Below are 16,579 nucleotides of genomic sequence, written 5' to 3'. Positions count from 1 at the left end.
TATAGATAGGTGTTATAATCAAATTATGAAAGTATCTGATCGAGTAAACGGAATTGCTCCGTCTGGAAGTATCCAGGTTGCAGCACAAATAACAAACCTTAGAAATCAAGGTAGAGATATTATTGGCCTCAATGTTGGCGAGCCCGACTTCTCTCCTCGCGAGAGTATTCTTGAAGCAATTTATGAGGCCCTAAAAGCCGGAAAGACAAGGTACTCCTACGTTCGTGGTGAGCCAGAACTTCGTTCGGCCATTGCAGGATACTTCAACATGCGTTGTAAAACTGATATTCATCAAGAAAATATTCTCGTGGGTAACGGATCAAAGCAGATTATTTTCAACACCTTTCAATCAATTCTTAATGACGGAGATGAAGTCATTGTTCCTATTCCATATTGGGTAACAATTCCAGAAAGTATTAAGCTTGCCGGTGGTGAATCAGTCTTTGTTAATTCAAAAGAGAATTTTCACTTAGATATTAACGCTATTAAAAAAGCAATTTCTAAAAAGACAAAAGCAATCTATATCAACACACCTAATAATCCTTCAGGAGTCGTTTATACAAGACAAGAACTAACTGAGTTAGGGAAATTATGTGTCGAGCACGATCTCATGTTAGTAAGTGATGAGGCCTATGAAAGTCTCACTTACGACACAGAATTCATCTCACCTCTTATGCTTGGTGAAGAAATCGCCAAGAGATCCGTATCAATCCAAAGCTTTTCAAAGACATTTTGTATGACTGGATTTCGCGTAGGCTATATGGTTGCTCATGAAGACTTCATAAAGAAAGTTGATAGTTTCCAGGGCCATCTTTGTGGAAATATCCCTTCCTTCACTCAACTTGGAGCGGTTAATGCAATTAAGCACCAAGAGGAAATCATTGGAGAGATGTTATCAACGATGAAAGAAAGAAGAGATGTAGCCTTTAAGCTCTTTTCACAATTATTTAAAACAAATGAACCTCAAGGGGCGTTTTATCTATTTCTAGACATAACTCCTTATATTGAAAAAGGCCTTGTTAAGGACTCGATGGAGATGGTGCAAAAGCTCATTGAAGAAGCAGGTGTTGCTCTTGTTCCAGGAAAATTCTTTGGTATGGATAATTATATTCGTCTTGCCTTTACTGATACAGTAGAGCGAATCGAATTAGCTTATGAAAAAATTCAAAAGGTTTTAGCATAATGAAAGTTGGTATAATTGGTTTTGGACGACTAGGTAAATTAATATCAAAATACCTCGAAGAAGATTTTACAGTTGAGGTTTACGATATTAACCAAGACGTAAAAGAGGAAGTTGAAGCACTGGGATGCCGCTTCAAGTCTCTAGATGAAGTCTGTAAGAATCCAATCGTTATACCATTTGTTCCAATGAATAAATTTGAATCAGTAATAAAAGAAATAGCTCCAAAACTTTCAAAAGATGCTCTCCTTGTGGACGTATGTTCTGTTAAGGAGATGCCCGTTGAAGTTATGAAAAAGCATCTTCCTGAATCAGTGAGTATCCTTGCAACTCACCCAATGTTTGGGCCAGACTCAGCAGGAGAAACCCTATTTGGAACAAAGATTGCTGTTTGTCCGGTACGAATTGAGGACAAACTCTATCAAAAGATTTGTGCGTTCATGCGCTTTCATGGAATTAAAGTTATAGAAACAACAGCAAGTGAGCACGATAAACAAATCTCCCACTCTCTTCTACTCACTCACATGATAGGAAGAACATTGATGGATATGGATGCTAAGAAGCTTGCCATCGATACAAAAGGATATCGTAGACTTCTTAAAATTCTAAAAACCGTTGAAAATGACTCTTGGGAGTTATTTGCAGATATGAATGAACATAATAAATACGCCAAGGAAACGAGAGAAGAATTCCTCGCTTCTTTTAATAAAGTGATTAAAAGGTTAGAAGATTGAAAGTAGCTTTTCAAGGAACGAAAGGATCTTATTCAGAAGAGGCCCTTTATAAATATTTTGGAAAAGATGTTGAAGCTATTGGTATTGCCCTAAGTGAAGATGTCTGCCAAGCACTAGAAGACGAAGACGTCGCCTGTGCCATCTTGCCTATAGAAAATAGTATTGTCGGCAATGTCGATATCAATATGGATTTAATTTTTAAACATGACTTCTTTGCCATTGGCGAACTCTATCTAGAAATTAATCATTGCCTCATGGCAAATCCGGGTGTGGAGACAGAAAAAATCAAAGCTGTCTATTCGCACCCGATTGCCTTGGCACAATGCCACGGCTTCTTCAAAGAAAAGAAGCTAAAGCCTGTTGCCGAATTTGATACAGCAGGTTCTGCAAAAATTATCTCTGATTCAAAATCGGAAACAGAAGCCTGTGTTGGCTCTCGTCTTTGCGCCGACTATTACGGACTAAATATCATTCAAGAAAAGATCCAAGATGAAGCGGATAATTACACTCGTTTTCTAATTTTTGTAAAAGAGAAAAATATTCCAACAGGAATTGGAAAAGAAAAGACATCGATCGCTTTTACAACAAAGCACCATCCTGGAGCACTTCTTGGATGCCTTCAAGTCTTTGCAAGTTATAATATCAACCTGACAAAACTTGAGTCTCGCCCTATTCCCCATCAACCTTTTAAGTATATCTTCTATGTTGATTTCATGGGTGCCCTTCATGATAAGAAGGTGCAAGAATGCCTTAAGGAATTAAAGCGTGATGCAAATGATATTAAGATTCTTGGAAGCTACCCTGCTGGTTCTTTTTAGGCCTTAACTTTTCTTATAACGACAAATGATGTGTCATCAAACTTAAGCCACTTATCTTCAGTTTGAGTTTTACAGAAGTTAACGAGATCCTCAAAAGATTTGTCAAAGCCACCTTGACCAATAAGCTCAGTAAGTGTGTCGTGGGGAATATTATCAAAGAGTCCATCACTACCGATAAGTACAGTGTGCCCTTTTTTCATAATAGACGATGAAGTTGACTCAATTTTAATAAGATCATCACCCATAAGATTATTAACGTAATTTCTTTCAGGATGGCTTAAGGACTCCTCTTGCCCAAGGACTCCGGCCTTAACCATATGCCCTACTCCTGAATGTGGAGTCGAAGTATAGAGTTCATTTCCATGAGCATTCCAATAAAGAATCTCAGAATCGCCCACGTGATAGAATCTGATATTATCATCTTTGATTTCAGCAAATGCCAATGTAGCACGTGCACCGGCCTTTAGATCATTAACTTTTTGATTAGCGGCCTCTATTAAATCAAGGCTACTAGTGTTTGCGCTATACTTTGATATCTCTTCACTGATGGCGACGGAAGCATCTCGTCCTCGAGGATGGCCACCAGCACCGTCAGCAACACCAAATACGAAAGACTTCTCATCCCCACTTATAAAAAGAGAGTCTTCATTTTGCTCTGTTCCCTCTTTGTATTTATGACGAGAAATAAAATAACCAATTCGGTAATCTCCAAAATCAAAGAGATCACTTTCAAATTCGTTAATATCACAGATAATCTTCTTAAATGGCATCCGACCAATCCATTGTTTCTAAGTGAGAACGAAGCATTCGTATATTTTTAAATCGTTTTAAGATCATCCCTCTTTTAAGTCCACAAATAATGTACTTGATGGAAGGTGATAACTTTTTGTAATGCTTTTGCCCTCCTAGAATATCATAGAAGATGCGAATGATTTTAATAATATCTTCATCCCGATTCTCTTTTTTTGAATCACCCCAATGGTGAAGGTCAATGATCTTAAGATCAAACTCTAAACCGAAGCGGCGAATGATGATATTTTCAGTGTGGAGGTCTCCGTGATACTCACCTTCAAGGTGAATGGACTCGACACCACAAACAATGGAATAAAGTAAGTGAATTGCAGAGAAAACGTCTAAGCGCTTTCCTCTTTGTTTCTTAATAAAGTCATCTAGCATCTCCCCTTCAATAAATTCTGAAACAAGACAAGCGACCTTCTGACTCTTAAGTGTAATGATTTCGTGAGATAAGCAGTCCATGACAATTGGACTATACATAAGTTTTTCAAGTTTTAAGGCACTACGAGTGCTAACTTTAAATTTTTCATTTCTTTGTGGAAAATATATTTTAACAGCTCGGATGATATTAGTGTGCTTTTCTCTAACTTTATAGACTTCACCTTCATATCCAGCACCAAGTCTTTCAACAACAATATAGCGGCTAGCGATTCTTCGCCCAGGAGCAAGATCAAATGACTCGATCATATCTTTTTTCTTAATGCTCGCCATACTGCTCTCCAAAATTCATTTTCTCTAACATATATTTCTTAAATAATTTTCTAATAACAAAGATCTCAGCAACTAAGAAAACAAGAAACACCAAATAGAAGCCGATAGACTTGAAGAATGCCCAAGTCGAAGTTGTTTCATAGATTGCTAAGTATCCCATAAAAATACCATTAATTAGCAAAAAGAATGCTAGATGATATTCTATTTTTTCCATAATAAATTCAGGCATGGGGACTTTTTTCTCCATGTCCTTCATCATCGTAAGCATCAAACTCTTTCCTCTTTTTAAATTAAATATCAAGAATGAAGAAAGAAATATTCCAGTAAAGAATGGTTGAAGTTTAAACCACACTCCATCTTTTCCAATTAAAGAAATTGGCCCCAAAATCAAGATAATCACAAAGTTTAGTTTTGAAATTGAGTGGATATGTTTAAAGAATATCTTTTCAAAAGCGATTTCTAAAATAGCAAGGGATAGCCCACCAATAATGGCGATCTCTACTGTTTGCGTCTCCTCCAGATACCAATAAAGCAGTGCAGGCAAAAACGAGATTAGAAATAAGTTATTCTTTTTCATAATTAATTTGAATTATGCGACGTTTTTTCTTTTCTGGCAAAACTCCTCAAATTCATCGCGAAGATCACTTGGTTCAAGGATCTCAATATTATCACGCATAGAATAAAGCCAATCAAAAAGGTAGAGAGACTTCTCAACTGACGCTGCCCAAATTAACTCTCCATATTGATTGGTCGTGGAATAAGGATGACCAAGAAAAATCAGATTACTTATCGGTGGAATTTCAAATCCATATTCAACCTTAAGAACGAGACGTTGGTCACTACCATCAATATGCCTTAAGGCATTAATATACTCCTCTATCTCAAAGCGAGAATAGAGAGAGCGATAATCGAATTCCTGGAATTCAATATCCTCCACCTCATTCATATCAATTGTGATCAATTGCTTAGTCTGAACATCCTCACTAATTACCTTATAAAGATTTTGGGAAAGAACAACTCGCCATGGACGAACTTTCTTCTTTGACTGGTCCAGGAATTTGAATTCACAAACCCTCCCATCTTTTGATGCAGCTTGAATATCTTTAATCAATTCACGGTGACCATTATTTTGTAGAAGAATATCTCCATAATCACGACGCCAAGAAAGTGGCATAAGAAGAAATTCTTCATTCTTTGGACGAAGGTCAATTGCCAGTCCGTAGAAGTGAGATTTCTCATAGAAAAGATAAAACTCATCACGATTTATTTCGTTTTTTCTCAAGAAAGACACAAGGTCCACTGGCTTTCTGATTTCTTCTAAATGGAATAGGATATTCCAAAAATTTTGATCTTCAATAGACGAAAATGACGTCATTACAGCTCCTTAAATAACCTACTATATTTATCGGATATGGCCATGATTTCCTTTAGTGATTTTTATAGAAATTAATGAGATAATAAGGCCATGGTACTGAAATCATTACTAAAAAATCCAGTGCTAGGCTTTGGAATCTTAATTTTTATTTTATTTTTATTTCAGCTTAGAGACAACAACATGTTTGAGCAAAGGGCCCAAAGCATGAAGGCGACGTCTTGTCGCTCAGTAAAGGTGCGCCTAGACAAGTACCTTCACCCTTCTTGGACTCTAAGATGTAATGATAATAATTTAGAAGTAACGATTCCAGCAGACGTAAAAGTTATTCCAGAAAATATCGAAGATAAAGAGATTCTACGTAAGGAAATGTACAAGGCGTTGGCAAATTCTTATATCTCTATTGCAAAGTACGCTCTACCAGAAAGCCTTGAGAGAACAATGATGGTTGTCGTCAAATTAGTTCACCCAAAGATGGTCCTCTCTTCGATTTCTGAAGGAAAATATGTTGTAAAACTTGCTACACTTAAGAATAAGAATAACTTAGCTCGCCACATCCACCAGACTATTCAAGTCCAAGAGATCACAGAATAAATCAGCTGTTTTTGCTTTAAAACAAGACAAGTGGCCATTTACCTCTAAGCAATATTGATAGGCATGAAGATAAAGACGCTTATCTCCACTTTGATAATTATCGTTATAAATAGGGTCCCCTACAATTGGAAAGCCTGCATTTGAAAGTTGAACACGTATTTGATGACGATGACCTTCATATAAACTGACTTCCACAAGACTAAGATCCTTGCTTTCATGATAATAAAGAGGACGAAGCTTTAGACTTGCTTCACTACCAGCTTCACTAATAATCATCTTCTCACCTTTTACTCCTGAGGAGATGAGTCGATCTTCTAATTTTAATTCTTCTTCAACTTTACCATTAACAATTGCAAGGTAGGTCTTCTCCTTTGCAATCTGTCCAAAAGAGTCCCTAAGGTTTTGGTGAATAAGCTCATCTTTTATGTAAATTAGCACACCACTTGTTAATTGATCTAAGCGATAAAGTAGGCCCTTTTCATAATCTCCCCCCTTCTTACCAAGGCTTGAAAGATTGAATCTCTTTCTCATAAAGTTTAAAACTGTATTGGTTTCGCTATAATCCATTGGATGTCCATGGATTCCATGAGGCTTATTAACAACAATGAAAATATCATTTTCTTCAATCACTTCAATTTCTGGCCCATGATAAATTGGGTTTACAAGAGAGCGATTTAGAAGATCATGTGGAAGGTAGAGCTCACCTTTTTCCTTAAGTGAGGATTGAAGAGCATTCTTAGAAATATATGAGGTCTTAATGGCCTTATTAGATAAAAGGAGCTCCTCTTTGAGAAACTCCTTTAAAGTATTTTTTGCATTTAGATTACAGAAATTCTTATTGTGCATCGACTTTATGGCCATTGTCTTCAAGGTCACGTTTTCTAATTAAGAAGACAACCTTGCGATTTTCACGATCAACTTCCATTTGAGAACGACCTGGAAGATCAGTTAAACGTGTATCACCATAGAATACTGTTGAGATTCTCTCTGGTGCGACACCACGCCTAATGAGTGATTTTGTTACGGCCGTTGCTCTTGCTGAAGACAGCTCTAAAGCATCACTTTTTCCATCTCGAGAGACTTCACCGCGAGCGGCATGCCCAATAACAAAGACCTTCCAATTCCTCTTTTTAAGAAGATTTATCATTCTCTGATAACTTGAAACCGCTATTTTATTTGAATCAATTTCAACTGAGCCTCGCTTAAAATAAATCTTATCTTTAAGTCGAACGGCAATGCCCTCAGCTTGCTCATACACAGTGACGTTTTCATTGAGGTTAAACTCTTTAAGGTCATAGCGCATATTCTTAAGGCTCTCATCTGAGCCGCGATTGATTTCATGCTTATCAAGGATCCCTTCCATCGTTAGAAACTCAATTGGAAAAGGACGGATAGGAGTTTGAGATTCCATCATTGTTGGAAAATTATCTGGAGACTTACCTTTTTGGATAACTTCACCTTGTTGAAGAACGTTACCTCCAAAGGCATTACGAATCGAACCTAGAGCGGCTTCATACTTTGCTGTTTCTGTCTTTGCAAACGATAATAGAAGTACGAAGAATGTCAGTAGAAGTGTAACCAGATCGGAGAACGTGGCCATCCACCCCGGTAAACCCTCTTCACACGGTGGACATTTTACATTTCCTTCATCTACTGCTGCAGCACTTTCATCTGCCATGGTCTTACTCCTTGATCACCAAATTCGTATTTAATCCTCAAATACTTATTTTATTCTTCACCACCGCCGTCATCGTCAGATGATCTCTCACTTGGAGGTAGGAATGAATTTAATTTTTCAATAATCATACGTGGGTTCTCACCCGCTACAATCCCTAGTGTTCCCGCAATAACAATACTCATGGACATAAGCTCCATCTGAGAACGATATTCAATCTTATTCTTAACCGGGTTAGCAAAAATGTTGGCAATGATAGCACCATAGAACGTTGTCAAAAGGGCAACGGCCATGGCCGGACCAATGGCCGACGGATCTGAAAGGTTCTGAAGCATTTGTACCAGACCGATTAGGGTCCCGATCATTCCCATGGCCGGACCGTCAGCAGCAACCCCACCAAAAACATCTGAACCTGTTTTGTGACGAGACTCCATTGAGTCGATATCCATTTGTAGAATTGATGCGATAACCTCAGGTGGTCTATTATCTGCCGCTAGTGTCATGGCCTTCTTCATAAAAGGATCATCGATCTCTGCTTTTTCAAGAGCGAAAACCGACTCACGACGAGCTAGCTCAGCTAGTTCTTTAATCTTATTAATTTTCTCTTTAGGATCAACTGCAGTAAAGAAGATCGACTTCATGGCAATTGAGACAAGGCTTTTTATAACTTCCATTGGCCAGCGATAGAGTGTAACCCCAACAAGACCGAGGAAAACAACTAAGATAGAAGGTACGTCAATGAAGATCGAAATCGCTCCCCCTGACATGATGGATCCCATGATCCCACCAACCGCTAAAACTAAACCAATAACTGATGCTATATCCATACAACATTCCTGTGAAAATATTCCTTTATCAATCTAAGTATCGGAAATAAGAACGCTGACCTTAACAAAAAATTAGTAAGTTCTTTAAATTGCTATGTTTGGAAAAAAATACCGCTGAACGCTTTATTGAATTTTGGGGGTTAAATAAACAAAATGCCCTTTAAGCAATACTTAAAGGGCAAAAGGAGATTATTGAGAAACAAGTCCTATGTTTCCAAAATTTTAACTGACTAGTTTAATCGAGTAGTATCGACGCCATTTTCTTCAAAAGTCGCGTCTAAAAACTTTAGCATCTTTGCTCTCAATTCATCCATTGAAACGGTGTCATCAACCATCAACTCTTTCTTAATGAAATCTGTTGGTACGCCTGATGCTTCAACTAAATCTTTTAATTGCACCATAACTTCCTTGTTGTGAGTATTATCGATATTTGTTGTGTTGTCTTTGTTTGCCATTTCCATTGACTCCCTCTCCAGTGACAAGTTTTTTAACCTATTCCTTGGCAAAGCAATCCTTTGCTTCACTTTGTCACAAAAAAATCATATCTAGCGTCAAAGATGAATGTCAAAACTATCAATTTGATTGTAAGATTTTATTAGAAATTTACATCTTTAAAGAAAACCTTAAGAAAACTATTAGTTTTTTCCAGTAACTCATCGAATTCACTGACTTCTTCACTAAGTAGTGTAATACCACCCCCACTTCCGTAACGGGCCGCACAAGTGGACTTAATCACATCTAAAGAGCGTATATTAATCGATGCCTTAGCTATCTTATCAACGGCCAAAACGGTAGAGCCCGTATATAGTCCACGCTTTTGCGCTTCGATTTCTTTGATTAACTTTAAGACTCTCTTCTTTGGAGCACCGGTGATGCTACCACCAGGAAAGATGGCCTTGAGTACTTTTGGAATATTTAAATGATCTTCTTTCACACTTATTCGTGAGTATTGATGAATTAAGCCCGGTACTTCAAAGAATTCACGCAATGATTCGACAACTGAGAAATTCTCACCAATGCCAGAAAGGTCGTGGCGTAAAAGATCCGTAATAATATTGAGCTCACTTTCATTCTTTACATCACCAATTAAAGAATCACGTCCCAACTCTTTTTTTATTGTTCCCTTAATAGGCCTTGTTACGATTTTCTTTTCAATAAAATCATACTCAAAAAGGCACTCTGGTGAATTACTTAGAATAAGTCGATCTTGTAGCGGCAGGTTTATTAAATGTGCAAACTCTCCCAGACTTGAAAAGATTGATTCATATCGAAATGACTTCTCTAATAAAGAAATATCATTAACTTCTAATGGAATTATACGAGTAAGGTTTAACTGATAGCAATTGCCATCTAAGAGGTTTTCATAAGTTGCCTTGAACTTATTACGATATTCATCACGAAAGCTTTCACAAGTAATTCTTGCACCACTGAGTGCATCATCTTCAATCGTGGTGAGCTCACTAGTTGATTCAAAGTTTATGAATGTAGCAAGATTAACCTCTTCTTGTGTTAATAAATCATCCCACTGAAAGAGATGTCCTAATTCATATTCTAGAATTTGAACTTGCCACTTTTTATTAAACAATTCATCAAATGCTTGGGTATCAAACTTTTGAACTTCATTTGTTAATACATTCGTAATGGATTTATTTGTAACTTGAAAATATTGGACAGGCTTCTCAAGTTTTAAGAAGCCTGATTCTGTTTTAAAGAGAGCGTAGCTCTTATCCACCTGGTTGGTCTTCAGCACCATATGCAATGTTCTCAAAACTAGTATGAGCACCAACGAAAGTTAGCTTCGCTGTTCCGACTTCACCACCACGGTTTTTACCAACAATTACTTCTGCAATCCCTTGATCTTTAGTATCAGGATTGTAGTACTCATCACGGTAAACGAACATAACGATATCGGCATCCTGCTCAATTGAACCAGATTCACGAAGATCGGATGTCATAGGACGCTTATTTGGTCTTGCCTCAACACCACGGTTAAGCTGTGATAATGCGATTACAGGACACTCAAGTTCTTTGGCCATATTCTTTAGGCCCCTTGAGATTTCTGAAATCTGCTGCTCACGAGGTAGGGCCTTATTATGTGAACTCATTAGCTGAAGGTAGTCGATAACAACTAGACCTAGACCTTCAGATGCCTTAATCTTACGACAGGCAGACTGAATATCAAGTAGGTTTGTACCAGCATTATCGTTGATATAAATTGGAAGTTCAGCAAGTTGCTTAATCCCCTGCCCAATTCTTCTTAGATCTGTTTCTAAGAAATCTTTTGTACGAATTCTCTTAGAGTCAACTTTAGCTCTTTGAGTTAGAAGTCTCATTGAAAGTTCTTTTGCCATCATCTCCAGTGAGAATAGAGCAACAGGAAGCTTTGAGATTTCACATGTATTTTGAGCAACGTTAAGAGCAAGGGCCGTCTTCCCCATGGCAGGACGGGCAGCAAGGATAATTAGCTGACCAGCTTGCATACCAAGTAAAAGCTTATCAAGTGCAGGATAACCAGTAGGTACACCTTGAATCTCACCGGCTTTACGTGAAGTATCCTCAATCTCTTTAATATTCTCTTTTAGACATTCATTAAGCTTAACCATACTTCCTTGCTTGGCCTCATTTGTAAGACCAAAGAAAGTTGCTTCAACTTCTTGAATGAAATCCTGCGCATTTCCAGAAAAGGTTGCACCCTTATCTGCAACTTTACGGGCCTGACGAACTAGATCTCTTAGAGATGCCTTATCGCGAACCGTCTTTGCATAGTGACGTAGGTTTACACTTGAAACCTGATCTTCTGTAATATCGAGGATAAATCCTTGTCCCCCAATCTCCTCAAGACGATTATGCCCTGAAAGATGTGAACAAATTGTTACGTAATCAACTGGACTATTTGAATAGACCATATCTTTAATAGCATCAAATACAATTCCATACTTTGGATCGTAGAAATCTTTTCCTTCCAGTTTTAAGTCTGAGATTTCATCAAAAGACTGACTGTCTAAAATTAGACAAGAAAGTAGCGACTTTTCAGATAAAGTATCATTAGGAAGTGTGATTCCCTTTTTCATATTTGTATTGTTGCCGTTGGATAAGTCAACCATATCTGCCCCGTAATATGATTAAGTAATAGAAAGAAAAAGGGAGGCTTTAAGCCCCCCTCTTAATATTTAGCAAAATTAGCTTCTAAGAATTTTGTTAGCTTCCATTTTAAGCTTTTCATCTTCAGTCATTTCAGCTTTTTCTTCACCGTCAGTACCGTTTTCAGCTTGTTCTTTTGCAAGAGCTTCTTTAGCAGCTTTAGCAGCAGCTAGTTCTTCAGCTTTTTTCTTGTTCTCTTCTTCTTGCTTTGGATCCATTTTTACAGTTACTGTAAAAGCAGCTTCAATTCCAGAGAAGATAGTAGCTTTAACATCAAATTTACCAACTGAACGAATTGGCTTCTCTAGAAGAAGGTGTCTTCTTTCTACAGTGTGACCAAGCTTTTCAAGTTCTTGTGCAAGATCGTTAGTTGTAACAGAACCAAATAGTTTACCGTTAGTTCCAACTCTTTTTACAAGATCAATATTTAGACCGTCGATAGCTGAAGCAACTTTCTTTGCTTCACCTTTGTTTTCTTCTACTTTTTTAGCAAGTAGTTTTTCGTAGTGCTTAACCTGTGCTGTGTTTGACTCATCAGCAAGAACTGCAGCACCATTTGGGATTAGGAAGTTTCTTGCATAACCAGCAGATACGTTAACGATCTCACCAACGTTACCAAGAGACTTTACAGTTTCTTTAAGAATAACTTTCATTTTATAGCTCCTTATTTTTTTTAAAAAATCTTCTAAAGTTGGCCCATCCATCGATGAGTCCAACAATCGCAATAAAGCGATGGGCAAAGAAAATAGTCATGATAGCAAGAATTGAGCGAACAAAACCTGTTACCTTGATGTATTTTAGGAAATCGAGATAAACCCCCATTCCTTGAAAGAAGTAAAATACGCCTAAGCACATTAAAATGTTAAGGCCTACAACCTCAACAACTTCTCCTCCTAAGTATTCCCCGCCTAGAAATAATGCTAAACCAGCAATCAAAATATATGAAAAGAACTCTGGTACTTGGAATTTCACAAAGTCTTTTAAGCTATACTCATGCCCATGTAGCATTTTCCACATTTTTGCATTTCTTAGTAACATGAAACTTGTTAACCAAAGGATAAAGAATGTACCAACAAAAACCACTGAAAAGAACCATTGATAAATCATCTTGATGATTTTCTCTGGATGCTCCATAAGGTCTTGGTAAGCTATTGCCATCTCCCCACCACGAGCAATGAAGTCTTCATAGTCAGGAGCACTCTTTAATTGATCAATATTTTCTGTAACAGTTGTTGTAATCGCTTGAGAAAATGTCGATGGAAAAATTAATTCAACCATCCCAATTAAACTAAAGATTACAATTAATAGTAAAAATCCTCTTCTTAATAACCCTGTAACAGGATTTTCATTGCGAAGAATTGTTGAAGCACTTAGGAATCCAATAATCACAGCATAGAAAACAACATAAGCTGAATTCGCCAGAATTATGAGCCCTTCTCCAAATTGCGCCGCAATTAATGAGAGAATAATTACTGAACCAAAAGTTACAAAAGTCTTTAAGTTCCCGTATAGCAAGAATGCAAATGCAGCAGGAAGTGGAGCGAAGATTGCAAGCGGACCTGCTGTGCTCAATATCAAACAAACCACGCACAAGAAGATAAGCTTCCCAATAGTGAAGTTCTCTTTTGAGATTGGTGTGAATGTATTTGGCTTTTCTTCTTTCATTTAATACTTAATTTCCACTATTTCCTTAATTACATTAAATCTTCAATCACATCTTAGTGAGCGAAGTCACCTCTAACGTGAGATACTAGACCAATGTTTCTTGCTCTTTTAATAGCACTTTGGGCCCATCTGTGGTGCTTAGTAGAAACACCAGTTACTCTTGCTGGTTGAATCTTACCAAACTCGTTAACAAGCCAGTTATAAGTCTTTGGATCTTTCCAATCTGCAGTGATGCTATTTGCTTTGAACCAGCAGTGCTTTCTCTTAGCAAATCTTCTCTTATCTTTTTCTGCACCTTTATCTAGTTCATCAGTTTGTGAACCTGGGTGAGCTTTTGAGAATGGAGTCTTGTAGTTTTTAACAGCTGTTTCAGCATCTGCTTCGTCAAGTTTAACGATTAGGTACTTGTGTACGTGCTCGTTAATTCTGAAACGTCTTTGAAGTTCAGTGTTAAGGTCTTTGTTTCCTGAAACGATGAAATAGATGTAGTTACCTTGTTTCGCACCGTTCTTGGCAGTTTGAGCAAAAGTTCTCATTCCCCAATCATCAGTAAGGTGAACATCACCATCATAAGATTTTGCAACTTCAGCAACTAAATTTTTAAGTTTAGTTTGTTGCTCTTCAGTAGCGCTTGCGTGAGCTACTAATGCTAACTCATAAATCATACTTTATCTCCTGGACAATAGTTGTTATTGGCTTCCCTACCACAGGGAAGCGAGTAAAATTAACGGTCAAATGTGGTGCTAATCTACCAGCAGCAGTGGATTAAGTAAAGAAATAGTCAGTGAAAAGAAGAATTTATCACGTTGACAAGTGTTTGAAATTACGAGGTTTAATTCATCCATTCGAGAAGGACGTCGATTTTGGCATTGATGTCATCGATTTCGAGGATGCCCTGCTTCAAATCAGGGGAAGTTATAACAAATTCAGTGATGGCACCAACAAGAACAATCGGATCTTCCGCCGCGTGCATAAGAGCATCATACTCGGCCTGATTTTTAAAAAACGACTTGGCCCATTCACGAAATACGAGCTGCAGTTTTTGCAATGAAATCATATGCTCTGGCATCACTGTTAAAAACTCAGGAATATTTTCCACTTCGATTGTATTATATGGAGCATCTTCGTTGTAGACACTAATGATTTCACCTTTTGCAAATGGCTCAAGAACAACGAGCATACTGCCATCTTTCGACTTTTGAAGAATCTGCACACGGCCAAGGCCAGTAATTCTTCGCACACTTCCATACTTTTCATGCTCTATAGGAATACTTCCGTGATCAGCTGAAGCATGCTGGCCGAGATTAGCATATGTTAGAGCAACCGGAACCCCTTCCATTTCAGCATCATGAATCATGCGAATATAGCGGGGTTCAAATATATTGAGGGGTTTTCTCAGAATTGCCTGATACGAAACTTTATGTAATGGGAATAGAAATGCTCTCATATAAAGTTCCCTATCGTACGGCCAGGATGCGAAGCAACCCGGCCATTTTTAGAAAATCTCGTATTGTTCAACGTGATACGAGTTCTCTGAGCGAATCTGTAGCGTTACGCTAAACACTTCTTCAATCGTCTCTATGATATCCAGCTCTTCACTACAAAGAGAAGCTGTAACCTCAGGATGAGCGTAGATTGAAATCTTCTTCTGCTGTGGATTGTTACGAATTTTCTTTTTTAGTTCGCGAACAATCTCGTAACAAACAGTATGTACTGTCTTAACAATTCCATTTCCTTCACAATACGGACATGGCTCACACATAATACGAGTCAGGGTATCGCGAGTTCTCTTTCTCGTCATTTCAACGAGTCCAAGTTCAGAAATAGGTAAGACCTTTGTCTTTGATCGATCTTTCTTTAATGCCTCAACAAGGGTGTTATAAACGGTTTCACGATTTTCAATTTTTTCCATATCGATAAAATCGATAATGATAATCCCACCGCAATTTCTAAGCCTTAGCTGATAAGCAATTTCTTTTACGGCCTCAAGATTTGTTCTTAGAATCGTCTCCTCTAAGTTCTTGCGCCCAACAAACTTACCAGTGTTAACATCAATTGAAACAAGTGCTTCAGTTTGATCAATATTAAGTGATCCACCAGAGCGAAGGTAAACTTTATTACTTAGTCCCCTTTCTATCTCAATTCCTACACCAAACTTTTCAAAGATTGGATTAGTCTCATCAAAGAATTTTGCCTTACCTTTAATCTGTGGCAGATACTTAGTAGCAAATTTCTCAACTTCCTTAACGCCATCTTTGTCATCGATAATAATATTATCAACATCTTCATCAGTTATATCTCGTAAAACTCTCTGAATAAAAGTTAAGTCTTCATAACAAAGAGCTGGAGCTTTTTCTTTTTCTGACTTCTTTTGAACTTCTTTCCAGATTTTAGTGAGCATATCGTAGTCAGTTTTAAGAGTTTTATATGAACTCCCCTCTGCTACTGTTCGTGCAATGACACCTTTTCCTTCTGGACGGATTGTCTCAAGCATCTCTTTTAAACGATCACGCTCTTCTTCATTTTCAATACGACGAGAAACACCAGTGTGCTCAATAAATGGCATGTAAACCACATAGCGTCCTGGAATTGTGACATGACGAGTAACTCGTGGCCCCTTTGTCGAAATTGGCTCCTTTGCAACCTGAACAATAATCTCATCCCCTTCTTTTAAGAATGATTCAATCGTTGCTGTCTCTGGACGCATACGCATATCAACTTCTTCCGAAAGTGTTGCTAGCTCATCAGGAATAACAAGGCTTCTCTCTTTCTTTTCCTTACGAATCTCTTCCGCTTTCTTGGCCATCTCTCTTTGTTCATCAAGAGTTGGTAAGTATGCGTCATCAACGTAGAGGAATGCTGCTTTTTCGTAACCAATATCAACGAATGCAGACTGCATTCCAGGAAGAACTCTTAAAACTTTTCCTCGGTAGATATTCCCTAGCCTTGGATGAGGATTAGAGTCTGCTTTGACTCTCTCCATTAGAAAATCGAGAATCTCTCCATTTTCCATCAAAACAGCACGCCATTCGTTAACTGTTTTGTTAATAATCAAATCTTTAGACAT

At 37.8% G+C, this 16,579-nt stretch carries 19 protein-coding genes; 4 read left to right on the top strand and 15 right to left on the bottom strand.

The features are described from left to right. The first annotated feature begins 25 nt into the window (after nt 1–25). The 3 genes from ACN5L8_RS10785 to pheA are packed head-to-tail and all read left to right on the top strand — an operon-like array spanning nt 26 to nt 2,732. Nucleotides 26–1,183, top strand: a complete 1,158-nt coding sequence (locus tag ACN5L8_RS10785) for a pyridoxal phosphate-dependent aminotransferase (protein ID WP_419173022.1) — start codon at nt 26–28, stop codon at nt 1,181–1,183. After that, nucleotides 1,183–1,914 (top strand): prephenate dehydrogenase/arogenate dehydrogenase family protein, encoded by a 732-nt coding sequence (locus ACN5L8_RS10780; protein WP_114705458.1) that lies wholly within the window; start codon nt 1,183–1,185, stop codon nt 1,912–1,914. The genes ACN5L8_RS10785 and ACN5L8_RS10780 overlap by 1 nt, the downstream gene beginning before the upstream one ends. Beyond that, entirely contained in the window at nt 1,911–2,732 is an 822-nt protein-coding gene (gene pheA / locus ACN5L8_RS10775; protein ID WP_419173021.1) for a prephenate dehydratase, read from the top strand. The genes ACN5L8_RS10780 and pheA overlap by 4 nt, the downstream gene beginning before the upstream one ends. On the opposite strand, the gene ACN5L8_RS10770 is transcribed toward pheA, so the two are convergent. Genes ACN5L8_RS10770 through ACN5L8_RS10755 form a run of 4 tightly spaced genes read right to left on the bottom strand, consistent with a single transcriptional unit; the run spans nt 2,729 to nt 5,613 of the window. Continuing rightward, entirely contained in the window at nt 2,729–3,502 is a 774-nt protein-coding gene (locus ACN5L8_RS10770; RefSeq protein ID WP_419173020.1) for a PP2C family protein-serine/threonine phosphatase, read from the bottom strand. The two genes, pheA and ACN5L8_RS10770, sit on opposite strands and share 4 nt — an antisense overlap. Continuing rightward, nucleotides 3,492–4,238 (bottom strand): protein kinase domain-containing protein, encoded by a 747-nt coding sequence (locus tag ACN5L8_RS10765; RefSeq protein WP_114705461.1) that lies wholly within the window; start codon nt 4,236–4,238, stop codon nt 3,492–3,494. Before ACN5L8_RS10765 ends, ACN5L8_RS10770 begins: the two co-directional genes overlap by 11 nt. Next, nucleotides 4,225–4,815 (bottom strand): septation protein IspZ, encoded by a 591-nt coding sequence (locus ACN5L8_RS10760; protein ID WP_114705462.1) that lies wholly within the window; start codon nt 4,813–4,815, stop codon nt 4,225–4,227. The genes ACN5L8_RS10765 and ACN5L8_RS10760 overlap by 14 nt, the downstream gene beginning before the upstream one ends. Before the next feature lie 12 nt (nt 4,816–4,827). Further along, nucleotides 4,828–5,613, bottom strand: a complete 786-nt coding sequence (locus ACN5L8_RS10755; RefSeq protein WP_114705463.1) for a WYL domain-containing protein — start codon at nt 5,611–5,613, stop codon at nt 4,828–4,830. Between the two features lie 90 nt (nt 5,614–5,703). On the opposite strand from ACN5L8_RS10755, the gene ACN5L8_RS10750 reads away from it, so the two are divergent. Further along, the gene (locus ACN5L8_RS10750; protein ID WP_120405299.1) at nt 5,704–6,204 is read left to right on the top strand and encodes a hypothetical protein; all 501 of its coding nucleotides are present in this window, start codon (nt 5,704–5,706) and stop codon (nt 6,202–6,204) included. On the opposite strand, the gene ACN5L8_RS10745 is transcribed toward ACN5L8_RS10750, so the two are convergent. The 11 genes from ACN5L8_RS10745 to ACN5L8_RS10695 form a co-directional block, all read right to left on the bottom strand. Beyond that, on the bottom strand, nt 6,154–7,065 hold the full coding sequence (locus tag ACN5L8_RS10745) for a pseudouridine synthase family protein (protein WP_419173019.1): 912 nt from the start codon (nt 7,063–7,065) through the stop codon (nt 6,154–6,156). The genes ACN5L8_RS10750 and ACN5L8_RS10745 overlap by 51 nt on opposite strands. Then, nucleotides 7,040–7,882 (bottom strand): OmpA/MotB family protein, encoded by an 843-nt coding sequence (locus ACN5L8_RS10740; RefSeq protein ID WP_419173018.1) that lies wholly within the window; start codon nt 7,880–7,882, stop codon nt 7,040–7,042. The genes ACN5L8_RS10745 and ACN5L8_RS10740 overlap by 26 nt, the downstream gene beginning before the upstream one ends. Nucleotides 7,883–7,932: 50 nt before the next feature. Beyond that, nucleotides 7,933–8,706 (bottom strand): motility protein A, encoded by a 774-nt coding sequence (locus ACN5L8_RS10735; RefSeq protein WP_419173017.1) that lies wholly within the window; start codon nt 8,704–8,706, stop codon nt 7,933–7,935. A 230-nt stretch (nt 8,707–8,936) separates the two neighbouring features. After that, nucleotides 8,937–9,167, bottom strand: coding sequence for a hypothetical protein (locus tag ACN5L8_RS10730; RefSeq protein WP_114705468.1), 231 nt, complete (start codon nt 9,165–9,167; stop codon nt 8,937–8,939). Between the two features lie 134 nt (nt 9,168–9,301). Next, entirely contained in the window at nt 9,302–10,459 is a 1,158-nt protein-coding gene (locus ACN5L8_RS10725; protein ID WP_419173016.1) for a chorismate-binding protein, read from the bottom strand. After that, a complete protein-coding gene (gene dnaB, locus ACN5L8_RS10720; protein WP_419173015.1) occupies nt 10,431–11,777 on the bottom strand; it encodes a replicative DNA helicase in 1,347 nt (448 codons plus the stop codon). Before dnaB ends, ACN5L8_RS10725 begins: the two co-directional genes overlap by 29 nt. A 108-nt stretch (nt 11,778–11,885) precedes the next feature. After that, the gene (gene rplI, locus ACN5L8_RS10715; protein WP_158536739.1) at nt 11,886–12,500 is read right to left on the bottom strand and encodes a 50S ribosomal protein L9; all 615 of its coding nucleotides are present in this window, start codon (nt 12,498–12,500) and stop codon (nt 11,886–11,888) included. A 1-nt stretch (nt 12,501) separates the two neighbouring features. After that, entirely contained in the window at nt 12,502–13,512 is a 1,011-nt protein-coding gene (locus tag ACN5L8_RS10710; RefSeq protein WP_114705472.1) for a DUF2232 domain-containing protein, read from the bottom strand. Between the two features lie 53 nt (nt 13,513–13,565). After that, entirely contained in the window at nt 13,566–14,177 is a 612-nt protein-coding gene (rpsR, locus tag ACN5L8_RS10705; protein ID WP_158536740.1) for a 30S ribosomal protein S18, read from the bottom strand. Nucleotides 14,178–14,344: 167 nt separating this feature from the next. Continuing rightward, the gene (locus ACN5L8_RS10700) at nt 14,345–14,959 is read right to left on the bottom strand and encodes an LON peptidase substrate-binding domain-containing protein (protein WP_114705473.1); all 615 of its coding nucleotides are present in this window, start codon (nt 14,957–14,959) and stop codon (nt 14,345–14,347) included. Between the two features lie 48 nt (nt 14,960–15,007). Further along, nucleotides 15,008–16,579, bottom strand: a complete 1,572-nt coding sequence (locus tag ACN5L8_RS10695) for an Rne/Rng family ribonuclease (RefSeq protein ID WP_114705474.1) — start codon at nt 16,577–16,579, stop codon at nt 15,008–15,010.

It is taken from the genome of Halobacteriovorax sp., assembly GCF_048381875.1.
Classification (GTDB): domain Bacteria; phylum Bdellovibrionota; class Bacteriovoracia; order Bacteriovoracales; family Bacteriovoracaceae; genus Halobacteriovorax_A; species Halobacteriovorax_A vibrionivorans.
The sequence above is the reverse complement of the archived record's forward strand: the minus strand, read 5'-3'. Positions and strand labels throughout refer to the sequence as shown.